9 protein-coding genes are annotated in these 13,241 nt (G+C 70.8%); 7 read left to right on the top strand and 2 right to left on the bottom strand.

Going from position 1 to position 13,241, the window contains the following annotated elements; translation table 11 throughout:
* Nucleotides 1-119 precede the first annotated feature (119 nt).
* Nucleotides 120-1,328, top strand: a complete 1,209-nt coding sequence (gene ftsY / locus ACWGI2_RS35645; protein WP_453400958.1) for a signal recognition particle-docking protein FtsY — start codon at nt 120-122, stop codon at nt 1,326-1,328.
* Nucleotides 1,329-1,430: 102 nt separating this feature from the next.
* Here ftsY and ACWGI2_RS35650 read toward each other — a convergent pair whose 3' ends face one another.
* On the bottom strand, nt 1,431-2,093 hold the full coding sequence (locus ACWGI2_RS35650) for a bifunctional DNA primase/polymerase (protein WP_453400957.1): 663 nt from the start codon (nt 2,091-2,093) through the stop codon (nt 1,431-1,433).
* 430 nt (nt 2,094-2,523) lie between these two features.
* On the opposite strand from ACWGI2_RS35650, the gene nsdA reads away from it, so the two are divergent.
* The 6 genes from nsdA to ftsH all read left to right on the top strand — a co-directional run bounded on the left by nsdA (nt 2,524) and on the right by ftsH (nt 12,613).
* Entirely contained in the window at nt 2,524-3,999 is a 1,476-nt protein-coding gene (gene nsdA / locus ACWGI2_RS35655; RefSeq protein WP_453400956.1) for a transcriptional repressor NsdA, read from the top strand.
* A gap of 478 nt (nt 4,000-4,477) precedes the next feature.
* Nucleotides 4,478-5,845 carry an ammonium transporter gene (locus ACWGI2_RS35660; RefSeq protein ID WP_453699973.1) on the top strand — a complete coding sequence of 456 codons (1,368 nt, stop codon included), beginning with the start codon at nt 4,478-4,480 and terminating at the stop codon, nt 5,843-5,845.
* A complete protein-coding gene (locus ACWGI2_RS35665; RefSeq protein ID WP_249587501.1) occupies nt 5,842-6,180 on the top strand; it encodes a P-II family nitrogen regulator in 339 nt (112 codons plus the stop codon). Before ACWGI2_RS35660 ends, ACWGI2_RS35665 begins: the two co-directional genes overlap by 4 nt.
* Before the next feature lie 66 nt (nt 6,181-6,246).
* Complete coding sequence (locus ACWGI2_RS35670; protein WP_453699974.1) at nt 6,247-8,700, top strand: [protein-PII] uridylyltransferase; 2,454 nt, start codon at nt 6,247-6,249, stop codon at nt 8,698-8,700.
* 312 nt (nt 8,701-9,012) lie between these two features.
* Complete coding sequence (gene ffh, locus ACWGI2_RS35675) at nt 9,013-10,566, top strand: signal recognition particle protein (protein ID WP_453400953.1); 1,554 nt, start codon at nt 9,013-9,015, stop codon at nt 10,564-10,566.
* Nucleotides 10,567-10,672: 106 nt separating this feature from the next.
* Complete coding sequence (gene ftsH, locus ACWGI2_RS35680) at nt 10,673-12,613, top strand: ATP-dependent zinc metalloprotease FtsH (RefSeq protein ID WP_453699976.1); 1,941 nt, start codon at nt 10,673-10,675, stop codon at nt 12,611-12,613.
* Here the strand turns inward: ftsH and ACWGI2_RS35685 are convergent.
* Nucleotides 12,610-13,233 (bottom strand): maleylpyruvate isomerase family mycothiol-dependent enzyme, encoded by a 624-nt coding sequence (locus ACWGI2_RS35685; RefSeq protein WP_453699977.1) that lies wholly within the window; start codon nt 13,231-13,233, stop codon nt 12,610-12,612. The two genes, ftsH and ACWGI2_RS35685, sit on opposite strands and share 4 nt — an antisense overlap.
* Nucleotides 13,234-13,241 lie beyond the last annotated feature (8 nt).

Here is a 13,241-nt window from a genome sequence, read left to right on the forward strand (position 1 = left end):
GTTGATGCGGAGAGCTCCATCGTACTTTAGTCCGAGTAGTGCCCTCTATGAGCTTATGTTCTTTGGGGGAAGCTACAGCCTGGGCCCTTGTTGCCCCCATGGCTGATACTGGGTGGGTTATGGAAATCGTCATCCTTGCTGTAGTCATCGCCGTGGTCGTGATCGGCGCGCTCGGCGGGCTCGTGATCGGCAGCCGCAAGAAGAAGCAGCTGCCGCCGCAGGCCCCGTCGTCCACGCCCACCATCACCGCCCCTCCGGCCGAGCCGCATGTCGGCGACGAGGCCGAGACGCCGCGCGACGAACCGCGCCGCACGATCGAGGAGGTGGAACTCCCGGGCGCCGGTGCCGAGGCGCCGGTCGTCACCGAAGAGGCCCCCGAGGCCGCTCCGGAGATCGAGACCCCGGAGCCCACGGCAGGTCGCCTGGTCCGTCTGCGCTCGCGGCTCTCCCGCTCGCAGAACGCGCTCGGCAAGGGGCTGCTCACGCTCCTCTCCCGCGAGCACCTGGACGAGGACACGTGGGAGGAGATCGAGGACACGCTCCTCACCGCCGACGTCGGCGTCGCCCCCACCCAGGAACTGGTCGAGCGGCTGCGCGAGCGCGTCCGCGTGCTCGGCACCCGTACCCCGGACGACCTGCGCAACCTGCTGCGCGAGGAACTCATCACCCTGGTCGGCCCGGAGTTCGACCGCACGGTCAAGACCGAGTCCGGCCTGGAGACCCCCGGCATCGTGATGGTCGTCGGCGTGAACGGCACCGGCAAGACCACCACCACCGGCAAGCTCGCCCGCGTCCTGGTCGCCGACGGCCGCTCCGTGGTCCTCGGCGCCGCCGACACGTTCCGAGCGGCCGCCGCCGACCAGCTGCAGACCTGGGGCGAGCGCGTCGGCGCGCGCACGGTCCGCGGCCCCGAGGGCGGCGACCCTGCGTCGATCGCCTTCGACGCCGTCAAAGAAGGCATCGCGGAGGGCGCCGATGTCGTCCTCATCGACACCGCGGGGCGCCTGCACACCAAGACCGGCCTGATGGACGAGCTCGGCAAGGTCAAGCGCGTCGTCGAGAAGCACGCGCCGCTGGACGAGGTGCTGCTCGTCCTGGACGCCACGACCGGGCAGAACGGCCTGGTGCAGGCGCGGGTCTTCGCCGAGGTCGTCGACATCACCGGCATCGTCCTCACGAAGCTGGACGGCACGGCCAAGGGCGGCATCGTCGTCGCGGTCCAGCGCGAGCTGGGCGTGCCGGTGAAGCTGGTCGGGCTCGGAGAGGGCGCGGACGATCTGGCTCCGTTCGAGCCCGAGGCGTTCGTGGACGCGTTGATCGGCGAGTAGCCACCCCGGCGCCCGGCGCCACGCACGAAGAAATGCCCCACCCCGGGGTGCAGCCGGGGTGGGGCATTTCGTGTGCGGGCGCGTGGCTACGCGGGCGCCTGGCTACGCCGGTGAGCGATGGGCGACGTACGCCAGCGTTCCGAGCACCAGCCGCGCCTGCGGCGGATGCGTCGCCGAGTCCAGGTCCGGCGCGCGGAGCCAGCGGACCGGGCCAAGGCCCCCGCGGTCGGACGGCGGGGCCGTGATGTGCGTGCCGGGGCCGAGGCCGTGCAGGTCGATGCCGGCGTCGTCCCAGCCCATGCGGTAGAGCAGCTGGGGGAGTTCGGCGGCGGCGCCGGGGGCGACGAAGAAGTGCGCCCGGCCCTGCGGGGTGGCGGCCACCGGGCCGAGCGGCAGGCCCATGCGCTCCAGGCGGACCAGCGCCCTGCGTCCGGCCGCCTCGGCCACCTCGATGACGTCGAAGGCGCGCCCCACGGGCAGCAGTACGGCGGCGCCCGGGAACTGCGCCCAGGCCTCGGTCACTTCGTCGAGCGTCGCCCCGGCGGGGACCTCGGGAGCGAACTCCAGGGGGTGGGCGCCGGGGGCCGCGCAGTCGGCCGCGCCGCAGGAGCAGCGGCCGTCCAGGGCGCGTGCGCCGGGGACCGCGGCCCATCCCCACAGTCCGGTGTACTCCGCCACCGCGGTGCAGTCCGACGCGCGGCCGCGCCGCCGTGAACCGGTGCGAGGCTTGTCGGTCCCCCGGATGCCGCCGATCGTGAAGCCCATGCCCCCTCCAACGGGTCGAGCGCGGTGTGGTTACGTGACGGAATCGGATCGTGACCCTGTGTTTTTGTGCGGCGCCCGATGGCTCCAGATGACTTCAGGGGTGTGCGCGCTGTCATTCGCGCCCCCGAGTGCTCCCTTCCGCCCACCTTCGGTCGTCCACTGTCAAGTCAATCGCTTGTAGCGGGCCGGGAGTTCATTCGAAGGGGTGGCGAATGGTGGCGTTTCCGCGATCGCCCTCGCCGGAGGGGTGATCGTAGGATTACTTTCAGTGCACGGGCCCTGAATGTCGTGCACTCGTGGGTATGCCGGAGGCAAGTCGGTTTCCTGTTCGATGGGTGACGTTCTCCGGACGGAGAGCCGCAATGGGCGGCATTCTGGTAGGGCTTGGCGTGGACCGCGTGTAAGTGTCGTGAGGGATGGGGGCGTTCCAGTGGGCGGCAATGGCGGAAGTGGTGCGAACGCTGAGAAGCGCCCCAACGAACTGCTCAATTCCTGGTTCGTGCGCAGCGGCTGGTCGAAGGGCGAGCTCGCGCGCCAAGTGAACCGCAGGGCGCGGCAGTTGGGTGCGCATCACATCTCCACCGACACCTCGCGCGTGCGGCGCTGGCTGGACGGCGAGAACCCCCGCGAGCCCATCCCGCGCATTCTCTCCGAGCTGTTCTCCGAGCGGTTCGGCTGTGTCGTCGCGGTCGAGGACCTCGGTCTTCGCGCCGCGCACCAGTCACCCTCCGTCTCGGGCGTCGACCTGCCCTGGACCGGGCCCCAGACCGTCGCGCTCATCAGTGAGTTCTCGCGCAGCGACCTGATGCTGGCCCGGCGCGGCTTCCTCGGCACCTCGCTCGCGCTCTCCGCGGGCCCCGCCCTCATCGAGCCCATGCAGCGCTGGCTGGTCCCCGGCCCGATGTCCCCCGTCGGCGACCCGGAGCCGCCCACGCCGTCCCGCAGGCCCGGCCGGCTCTCCAAACCGGAGCTCGACCTCCTGGAGTCCACGACCGTGATGTTCCGGCAGTGGGACGCGCAGTGCGGGGGAGGCCTGCGGCGCAAGGCGGTCGTCGGCCAACTGCACGAGGTGACGGACCTGTTGCAGGAGCCCCAGCCGGAGGCCACGTCCAAGCGGCTCTTCAAGGTCGCGGGCGAGCTGGCCGAGCTGGCCGGCTGGATGAGCTACGACGTCGGCCTCCAGCCCACCGCCCAGAAGTACTTCGTCCTCGCCCTGCACGCCGCGAAGGAAGCCGGCGAGAAGCCGCTCGGTTCGTACATCCTCTCCAGCATGAGCCGCCAGATGATCCACCTCGGGCGGCCCGACGACGCGCTCGAACTGATCCACCTCGCGCAGTACGGAAGCCGTGACTGCGCGAGTCCGCGCACCCAGGCCATGCTGTATGCGATGGAGGCCCGCGCCTACGCCAGCATGGGCCAGCCCGGCAAGTGCAAGCGGGCCGTGCGCATGGCCGAGGACACCTTCGCCGACGCCGCCGACTTCGACGAGCCCGAGCCCGACTGGATCCGCTTCTTCTCCGAGGCCGAGCTGAACGGCGAGAACGCCCACTCGTTCCGCGACCTGGCCTATGTGGCGGGCCGCAGCCCCACGTACGCCTCGCTCGCCGAGCCCGTCATGGAGCGCGCCGTCGACCTCTTCGGCAAGGACTCCGAGCACCAGCGTTCGTACGCACTGAACCTCATCGGCATGGCCACGGTCCACCTGCTCCAGCGTGAGCCCGAGCAGAGCACGGTGCTCGCGGGCGAGGCCCTCACCATCGCCAAGAAGGTCCGCTCCGAGCGGGTCAACACCCGCCTTCGCAAGACCGTGGACACCGCCGTGCGGGACTTCGGCGACGTCGCCGAAGTCGTGCAGCTCACCGACCGGCTCGCCGTCGACATGCCGGAATCCGCGGAGGCCGTCTGACGGCGCCCCACCAGAACTCCGGCCGCGGCCGGCCCATCCCGAACTGCCCGACTCGGCTCCCCCACGCCAGGTCAATCGGATGGCCGCCGCGGCCGGTTCGTGCGGTGTGCGCAGGGTATGAAATCGTGCCCCGCCTGACCCGGCAGTTCATGGACGCGTAACACGCACGACCTCTTCGTCACTGCGGCGAAACATCGAGGGGCGCCCCCTGAAACGGCGCTGGGCCAATCTCATGGCGCATAACGGCCCACCCCCTCTAGGGCCTGCCGTCACACTCCCGTCTGCCGCGCGACGCCATGCACGCACTCTCGCCGCACCGGGCGCAGACCCGAGTACGTCCAGTACGAGGGTCTACGCCCGGCGCGCCGAGAGCACGCACCTGACGCCGCGCGGCCCGCCCTTCGGGCGGACGACGGGAGTGTGACGGCAGGCCCTGGCCCCGCCCGCACAGGCCGCATACGACGACGAGGAGACGCCGATGCCCCCAGGCATCACGATCGCCGCAGAAGCCCCGCAGCTGTCTGCCGCCAACACAGGGTTCATGCTCATCTGTTCCGCCCTGGTGATGCTCATGACGCCGGGACTCGCCTTCTTCTACGGAGGCATGGTCCGCGTCAAGAGCACGCTGAACATGCTGATGATGAGCTTCATCAGTCTGGGGATCGTCACCATCCTCTGGGTGCTGTACGGCTTCTCCATCGCGTTCGGCACCGACCACGGCAGCCTCTTCGGCTGGTCCTCCGACTACGTCGGCCTGAGCGGCATAGGGCTCAACGAGCTGTGGGACGGCTACACCATCCCGGTGTACGTCTTCGCGGTCTTCCAGCTGATGTTCGCGATCATCACGCCCGCGCTGATCAGCGGTGCGCTCGCCGACCGCGTGAAGTTCACCGCCTGGGCGCTGTTCGTGGCGCTCTGGGCCACGGTCGTCTACTTCCCGGTCGCGCACTGGGTGTGGGGCGCGGGCGGCTGGGCCTTCGAGCTCGGCGTCATCGACTTCGCCGGTGGCACGGCCGTGCACATCAACGCCGGTGCCGCCGCGCTCGGCGTGATCCTGGTCATCGGCAAGCGCGTCGGCTTCAAGAAGGACCCGATGCGGCCGCACAGCCTGCCGCTGGTCATGCTCGGCGCCGCACTGCTCTGGTTCGGCTGGTTCGGCTTCAACGCCGGATCGTGGCTGGGCAACGACGACGGCGTCGGCGCGATGATGTTCCTGAACACGCAGGTCGCCACCGCCGCGGCCATGCTGGCCTGGCTCGCCTACGAGAAGATCCGGCACGGCGCGTTCACCACCCTCGGCGCCGCTTCGGGCGCCGTCGCGGGTCTCGTCGCGATCACCCCGTCCGGCGGCTCCTGCTCGCCGCTCGGCGCGATCGCCATCGGCGCCATCGCCGGTCTGCTCTGCGCCATGGCCGTGGGCCTGAAGTTCAAGTTCGGCTACGACGACTCCCTCGACGTCGTCGGTGTCCACCTCGTCGGCGGTGTCGTGGGCTCGCTGCTCGTCGGCTTCTTCGCCACGGGTGGCGTCCAGTCCGACGCCAAGGGCCTCTTCTACGGCGGCGGTCTCGAACAGCTGGGCAAGCAGGCCGCCGGTGTCGGCGCCGTCCTCGCGTACTCCATGATCGCCTCCGCGATCCTCGCCCTCCTGGTGGACAAGACCATCGGAATGCGGGTCAGCGAGGACGAGGAGGTCTCGGGCATCGACCAGGTGCAGCACGCCGAGACCGCGTACGACTTCAGTGGCGCGGGCGGTGGCACGGCGCCCCGTACCGCCGCCGTGCCCGGCTCGCCGGCCCAGGACGCCGGTAAGGCTGCGAACGAGAAGAACAAGAGGGTTGACGCATGAAGCTCATCACCGCGGTCGTCAAGCCGCACCGGCTCGACGAGATCAAGGAAGCCCTCCAGGCCTTCGGCGTCCAGGGCCTGACCGTCACCGAGGCCAGCGGCTACGGCCGCCAGCGCGGTCACACCGAGGTCTACCGTGGCGCGGAGTACACCGTCGACCTCGTGCCGAAGATCCGGATCGAGGTCCTGGTCGAGGACGACGACGCCGAACAGCTCGTGGATGTCGTGGTGAAGGCCGCCCGAACCGGCAAGATCGGTGACGGCAAGGTCTGGAGCGTCCCGGTCGAGACGGCGGTCCGGGTACGGACCGGCGAACGCGGGCCGGATGCGCTGTGAGCTCTGTCGGCAGGGCTGAGCTGACAGAACTGAGCGGAACTGAGCGGGACTGACAGGAGCTGCTGGGTGACGAGTGTGGAAGTACGTACTGAATCGGACTCGGAAGACTCCGGACCCAGCGGCTATGCGGCGGCCCGGCTGCGGCTCCTTCAAGGGGAGGCGCAGTCCGGGCCGCCGCGCCGTTCGGCACTCGCCGATCTCACGGACGACTGGCTGACCGGCCTGTTCACGGCCGCGGGCGCGCCACGGGGGGCCGCACTGGTGGCCGTGGGCGGCTACGGCAGGGGGGAGCTCTCGCCGCGCAGCGACCTCGACCTGCTGTTGCTGCACGACGGCAGCGCGGACGCCGGTGAGGTGGCGGCCCTCGCGGACCGCATCTGGTACCCCATCTGGGATCTCGGCCTCGCGCTCGACCACTCCGTACGGACGCCCGCCGAGGCACGCAAGACCGCAGGCGAGGACCTCAAGGTGCAGCTGGGGCTGCTCGACGCGCGGCACGTCGTGGGGGATCTCGGACTGACCGCGGGGCTGCGTACGGCGGTGCTCGCCGACTGGCGGAACCTCGCGCCGAAGCGGCTGCCCGAGCTGCGGGAGCTGTGCGAGGAACGGGCCGAGCGGCAGGGGGAGTTGAGCTATCTCCTGGAGCCGGACCTGAAGGAGGCGCGGGGCGGCCTGAGGGACGCGACCGCGCTGCGGGCCGTCGCCGCTTCGTGGCTGGCCGACGCGCCTCGTGAGGGGCTCTCCGATGCCCGGCGGCGGTTGCTGGACGTGCGGGACGCGCTGCATCTGACCACGGGGCGGGCCACGGACCGGCTCGCGCTACAGGAACAGGATCAAGTCGCCGCCGAATTGGGCCTGTTGGACGCCGACACGCTGCTCCGTCAGGTGTACGAGGCCGCGCGCACCGTTTCGTACGCGAGTGACGTGACGTGGCGCGAGGTGGGCAGGGTGCTGCGGTCCCGGTCCGTGCGGCCCCGGCTGCGGGCCATGCTGGGCGGCGGCAAGGGGGTGGCGGCCGAGCGGTCGCCGCTGGCCGAGGGGGTCGTGGAGCAGGACGGGGAGGTCGTCCTCGCCCGGGCGGCCCGGCCCGAGCGGGATCCCGTGCTGCCGCTCCGTGCGGCTGCCGCGGCTGCGCAGGCCGGGTTGCCGCTGTCGCTGCACGCGGTGCGGAGGATGGCCGCGGCCGTGCGGCCCCTGTCCACGCCGTGGCCCGCGGAGGCGAGGGAGCAGCTGGTGACGCTCCTTGGCGCGGGACGTCCGACGGTCGAGGTGTGGGAGGCCCTTGAAGCAGAGGGGCTGATCACCCGGCTGCTGCCGGACTGGGAGCGGGTGCGGTGCCGGCCCCAGCGCAATGCCGTGCACACGTGGACCGTCGACCGGCATCTGGTGGAGACGGCGGTGCGGGCCTCGGAGCTGACCCGGCGCGTGGGGCGGCCCGACCTGCTGCTTGTGGCCGGGCTGCTGCACGACATCGGGAAGGGCTGGCCGGGGGACCACTCCGTGGCCGGGGAGATCATCGCGCGGGACGTCGCGGCCCGGATCGGCTTCGACCGGGGCGATGTGGCGGTCCTCGCGACCCTGGTGCGGCATCACCTGCTCCTCATCGAGACGGCCACGCGGCGGGACCTCGACGACCCGGCGACGGTACGGGCGGTCGCGGACGCGGTGGGTTCGCAGGGGACACTGGAGCTTTTGCACGCACTGACGGAGGCGGACGCGCTGGCCACCGGCCCGGCGGCGTGGTCCGCGTGGCGGGGTTCGCTCGTCGCCGACCTGGTGAAGCGGGTGGGGGCGGTGCTTTCGGGGGACGAGCCGGAGGGAGTGGAGGACGTCGCTCCCACCGCCGAGCAGGAGCGGCTCGCGGTGGAGGCGTTCCGTACGGGTGGGCCTGTGCTTGCGCTGCGGGCGCAGACGGAGGGCACTTCGGCGGAGGAGCCGGCCGGGGACCCCGAGCCGCTGGGCGTGGAGCTGATCATCGCGGTGCCGGAGCAGCCGGGCGTGCTGTCCGCCGTCGCGGGGGTCCTTGCGATGCATCGGCTCGCGGTGCGGACGGCTGAGCTGCGGGGGGTGGGGCTGCCCTCCGGCATCGAGGACTCGGTGCTGCTGTTGAACTGGCGGGTCGCGGCGGAGTACGGGTCGCTGCCGCAGGCGGCGCGGCTGCGGGCGGATCTGGTGCGGGCGCTCGACGGCTCACTGGACATCGCGGCACGGCTCGCGGAACGGGACGCGGCGTACCCGAGGCGGCGGGGGACGGTCGCGCCGCCGCCCCGGGTGACCGTGGCCTCGGCGGGCTCACGCCTCGCGACGGTGATCGAAGTACGGGCCCAGGACGCGCCTGGCCTGCTGCACCGGATCGGCCGGGCGCTGGAGTCGGCGGGGGTGGAGGTGCGGAGCGCGCATGTGTCGACGCTGGGTGCCAACGCGGTGGACGCGTTCTACGTGACGGGGGCGGGGGCGCCGCTGCCGGGGGAGCAGGCTGCGGGGGTGGCTCGGGCTGTGGAGGAGGCTTTGCGGGGGTAGGGAGGCGGGACTGGCGGATCCGGCCGAGGCCTCTCTTCTGTGGGCAGGCGTTCCGCAGGGCGGAACGGGTGGGCACAGCCCGAAGCTGCCGGATGGCGATGCACTGGGCGTGCGCTTCGGCGCGGGTGGGCGCGGCCCGGAGCTGCCGCGCGGTGATGAGACAGACGCCTGCCCGCGAGCCCCCGCCCACCCCGGCGGGGCACAGCGCCGCGGTGGTGCGGATACCCTGGAGGGCGACCCATCCGCCCTCCCCCACGCTCAGCTCCGCGCAAGCGGGGGGCGCCCCCTTCGACCCGAGGATTCGCGACCGCCGTGTTCGACACTCTCTCCGACCGCCTCGCAGCGACATTCAAGAACCTCCGGGGCAAGGGCCGCCTGTCCGAGGCGGACATCGACGCCACGGCGCGCGAGATCCGCATCGCCCTGCTCGAGGCGGACGTCGCCCTCCCCGTCGTCCGGGCCTTCATCAAGCAGATCAAGGAGCGCGCCACCGGGGCCGAGGTCTCCCAGGCCCTGAACCCCGCCCAGCAGGTCATCAAGATCGTCAACGAGGAGCTCATCGGCATCCTCGGCGGCGAGACGCGACGCCTGCGGTTCGCCAAGAACCCGCCGACCGTCATCATGCTCGCCGGTCTGCAGGGTGCAGGTAAGACCACCCTCGCCGGAAAGCTCGGCCTCTGGCTGAAGGGGCAGGGCCACTCCCCGCTCCTGGTGGCGTGCGACCTCCAGCGCCCGAACGCCGTGAACCAGCTGTCCGTCGTCGCCGAGCGCGCGGGCGTCGGCGTCTACGCCCCCCAGCCGGGCAACGGCGTGGGCGACCCCGTCCAGGTCGCCAAGGACTCGATCGAGTTCGCCAAGACCAAGCAGTACGACGTCGTCATCGTCGACACCGCGGGCCGCCTCGGCATCGACCAGGAGCTGATGCAGCAGGCCGCGGACATCCGCGACGCCGTCAGCCCGGACGAGGTCCTCTTCGTCGTCGACGCCATGATCGGTCAGGACGCCGTGAACACGGCGGAGTCCTTCCGTGACGGCGTCGGCTTCGACGGCGTGGTCCTGTCGAAGCTCGACGGTGACGCCCGCGGTGGTGCCGCCCTGTCGATCGCGCAGGTCACAGGCCGTCAGATCATGTTCGCCTCGAACGGCGAGAAGCTGGACGACTTCGACGCGTTCCACCCGGACCGCATGGCGTCCCGCATCCTCGGCATGGGCGACATGCTCACGCTGATCGAGAAGGCCGAGCAGACCTTCTCCCAGCAAGAGGCCGAGAAGATGGCCTCCAAGCTGGCGAGCAGCAAGGGCAAGGACTTCACGCTCGACGACTTCCTGGCCCAGATGGAGCAGGTCCGGAAGATGGGCAGCATCAGCAAGCTGCTCGGGATGATGCCCGGCATGGGGCAGATCAAGGACCAGATCAACAACCTGGACGAGCGGGACGTCGACCGCACCGCCGCGATCATCAAGTCGATGACGCCGGGCGAGCGCCACGAGCCGACCATCATCAACGGCTCGCGCCGCGCCCGTATCGCCAAGGGCTCCGGCGTCGAGGTCAGCGCCGTCAAGAACCTGGTCGAGCGCTTCTTCGAGGCCCGCAAGATGATGTCGCGGATGGCCCAGGGCGGCGGAATGCCGGGCATGCCCGGGATGCCGGGCATGGGCGGCGGCGCCGGCAAGCAGAAGAAGAAGCAGAAGCAGGCCAAGGGCAAGCGGAAGTCGGGCAACCCGATGAAGCGCAAGCAGGAGGAGCAGGAGGCCGCCGCCCGCCGCGAGCAGGCGGCCCAGGAAGGCGGCGCCTTCGGTCTCCCCGCGGGGCAGCAGGGGCAGAACTTCGAGCTGCCGGACGAGTTCAAGAAGTTCATGGGCTGAGGCCCTGTAGTTCGTACGCCGCCTGGGGCGCCCCTCTGCTGAGAGGGGCGCCTCAGGCGTTTTCGGCGCAGGTGCCCAGCCCCTGTTTGTGTCGTAACGTCCCGGTATGAGCAACCCTGTGCCGCCGCGCCGGGCGCCCGACCAGCCATGGCGCTCCGAGGGCGCGCCACCGCCCGAGCCCAAGCCGCCGCCGAAGAAGAAGATGCCGGGCGGATGGGGCCGCCTCATCCTCACCGCGCTCATCGTCTACCTCATCGCCAACCTCGTCCTCTCCTTCCTCAACGAGGGCGACGAGCCGACGATCTCGTACACGGAGTTCAGCAAGCAGGTCGACTCCGGGAACGTCACGAAGATCTACTCCAAGGGCGACGCGATCCAGGGGCAGCTCAAGAAGGAGCAGGAGAAGCCGGGCGACGAGAAGGGGAAGTACACCAAGTTCACCACCCAGCGGCCCGCCTTCGCCGACGACAAGCTCTGGGACGACCTCACCAAGCACGACGTCACCGTCACCGCCGAACCCGTCGTCCAGGAGCGCAGCTTCCTCTCCAACCTGCTCATCTCGCTCGCCCCGATGCTGCTCCTCGTCTTCCTGTGGATCTTCATCGCCCGGCGGATGAGCTCGGGCATGGGCGGCGGCGCGGGCGGCATGCTGGGCCGCAAGGCGCCGCCGAAGCCGGTGGAGCTCGAACCCGGCGACAAGCGCACCACCTTCGAGGACGTGGCGGGCATCGACGAGGTCGAGGGCGAGCTCAGTGACGTCGTCGACTTCCTGAAGAATCCCGCCGCCTACCGCGACATGGGCGCCAAGATGCCGCGGGGCGTGCTGCTCGCGGGCCTGCCCGGCACCGGCAAGACGCTGCTCGCGCGGGCCGTCGCCGGTGAGGCGGGGGTGCCCTTCTTCTCGGCGTCCGCCTCGGAGTTCATCGAGATGATCGTGGGCGTCGGCGCCTCGCGCGTACGTGAACTCTTCGCCGAGGCAAGGAAAGTCGCGCCGTCCATCATCTTCATCGACGAGATCGACACCATCGGACGGGCGCGTGGCGGCGGCAGCGGGATGGGCGGGCACGACGAACGTGAGCAGACGCTGAACCAGATCCTCACCGAGATGGATGGTTTCTCGGGCTCCGAAGGCGTCATCGTCCTCGCGGCCACCAACCGCGCCGACATCCTCGACCCCGCTCTGACCCGCCCCGGCCGCTTCGACCGGGTCGTCACCGTCAGCCCGCCCGACCGCGGCGGACGCGAGGCCATCCTCAAGATCCACACCCGTGAGATCCCGATGTCGAGCGACATCGACCTCGCCCAGGTCGCCCGTACGACACCGGGGATGACCGGCGCCGAACTGGCCAACCTCGCCAACGAAGCCGCCCTGCTCGCCGTCAAGCGCAAGCAGAAGGAAGTGACGCAGGCCGACCTCTCCGAGGCCCTGGAGAAGGTCCAGCTCGGCGCCGAACGGCCGCTGGTCATGCCCGACGAGGAGCGGCGGCGCACGGCGTACCACGAGAGCGGACACGCCCTGCTCGGCATGCTCCAGCCCGGCGCCGACCCGGTCCGGAAGATCACCATCGTCCCCCGGGGGCGCGCGCTCGGCGTCACGCTCTCGACGCCGGACGTCGACAAGTACGCGTACACGGAGGAGTATCTGCGCGGCCGGATCGTCGGCGCCCTCGGTGGCATGGCGGCCGAACACGTCGTCTTCGAAGTCATCACCACGGGCGCGGAGAGCGACCTGGAACAGGTCACCAACATCGCCCGCGGCATGGTCGGCCGCTGGGGCATGAGCGAGCGCGTGGGCCGGCTCTCCGCGCTGCCGAACGACGCCCAGCAGGCCTACGGGCTCTCGGCCGCCCCCGGCACCCTCGACGTGATCGACCACGAGATGCGCCGGATCGTCGACGAGTGCTACGAGAGCGCGTGCCGGCAACTGAGGGACCACCGGGGCCAGTTGGACGCCCTGGCCGCCGCACTCCTGGAGAACGAGACCCTGGAGGAGGAGGCGGCGTACCGGGTCGTCGGCATCACACGGCTCACCAAGGACGTCGACTAGGCCGGTTCGGTGACGAAGCGGCCCCGCAGCTCCCCTCGCAGGCGGCCCGGGGGGAGCTTCCTGCCGTACAGGACGAGGAGAAGGTCCTGTGCGGCGCCGGTCAGCGGGGTGCCCCTGCCGTAACTCCAGTCGAGGTCGTCGGCGCGCAGTTCGACGCCCGCGACGTCCGCCCCGAAGAACTTGGTGCTCTTGGGCGTGACCTTCTTAAGAAGGATGCCGATACGGTCCAGAGGGACCCTGCGTCCGAGCCCCAGGGCCACCGAGATGTCCAGGCCGTGCACCACGTCGTGGCCCAGGGCACCCTCGATGCCGGCCAGGGGCGGCTGCCAGGGGTGGTCGGCGTTGTCCCTGAGGAACGCGGCCAACTGCCCCGTGGAGTAGGCGGCGGCGTCCTTGCGGGCACACCGGTCGGTCATCCGGTGAAGGCTTCCGCGCGCCTTGAGGAGTTCGGCCAGCGTCCTCGGGAGCGAGTACCGGAAGCCCAGCGACATATGGGCCGCCACGTCCCTGACTCGCCACCCCGCACACAGAGTTGGCGCCTCCCACTGCGCGGGCGACAGATCGTCGAGCAGGGCGGCGAGGTCATGGCGTTCGGCGGCGACAGCGGTTCTGATGTCCACTCCTCCAG

Source organism: Streptomyces sp. NPDC054866 (assembly GCF_053610745.1).

Excerpts from the sequence above, each read along its gene's own strand:
- ftsH (WP_453699976.1), top strand. The coding sequence starts at position 10,673 with ATGAGCAACCCTGTGCCGCCGCGCCGGGCGCCCGACCAGCCATGGCGC.
- ACWGI2_RS35665 (WP_249587501.1), top strand. The coding sequence starts at position 5,842 with ATGAAGCTCATCACCGCGGTCGTCAAGCCGCACCGGCTCGACGAGATC.
- ftsY (WP_453400958.1), top strand. The coding sequence starts at position 120 with ATGGAAATCGTCATCCTTGCTGTAGTCATCGCCGTGGTCGTGATCGGC.
- ACWGI2_RS35650 (WP_453400957.1), bottom strand. The coding sequence starts at position 2,093 with ATGGGCTTCACGATCGGCGGCATCCGGGGGACCGACAAGCCTCGCACC.
- ACWGI2_RS35660 (WP_453699973.1), top strand. The coding sequence starts at position 4,478 with ATGCCCCCAGGCATCACGATCGCCGCAGAAGCCCCGCAGCTGTCTGCC.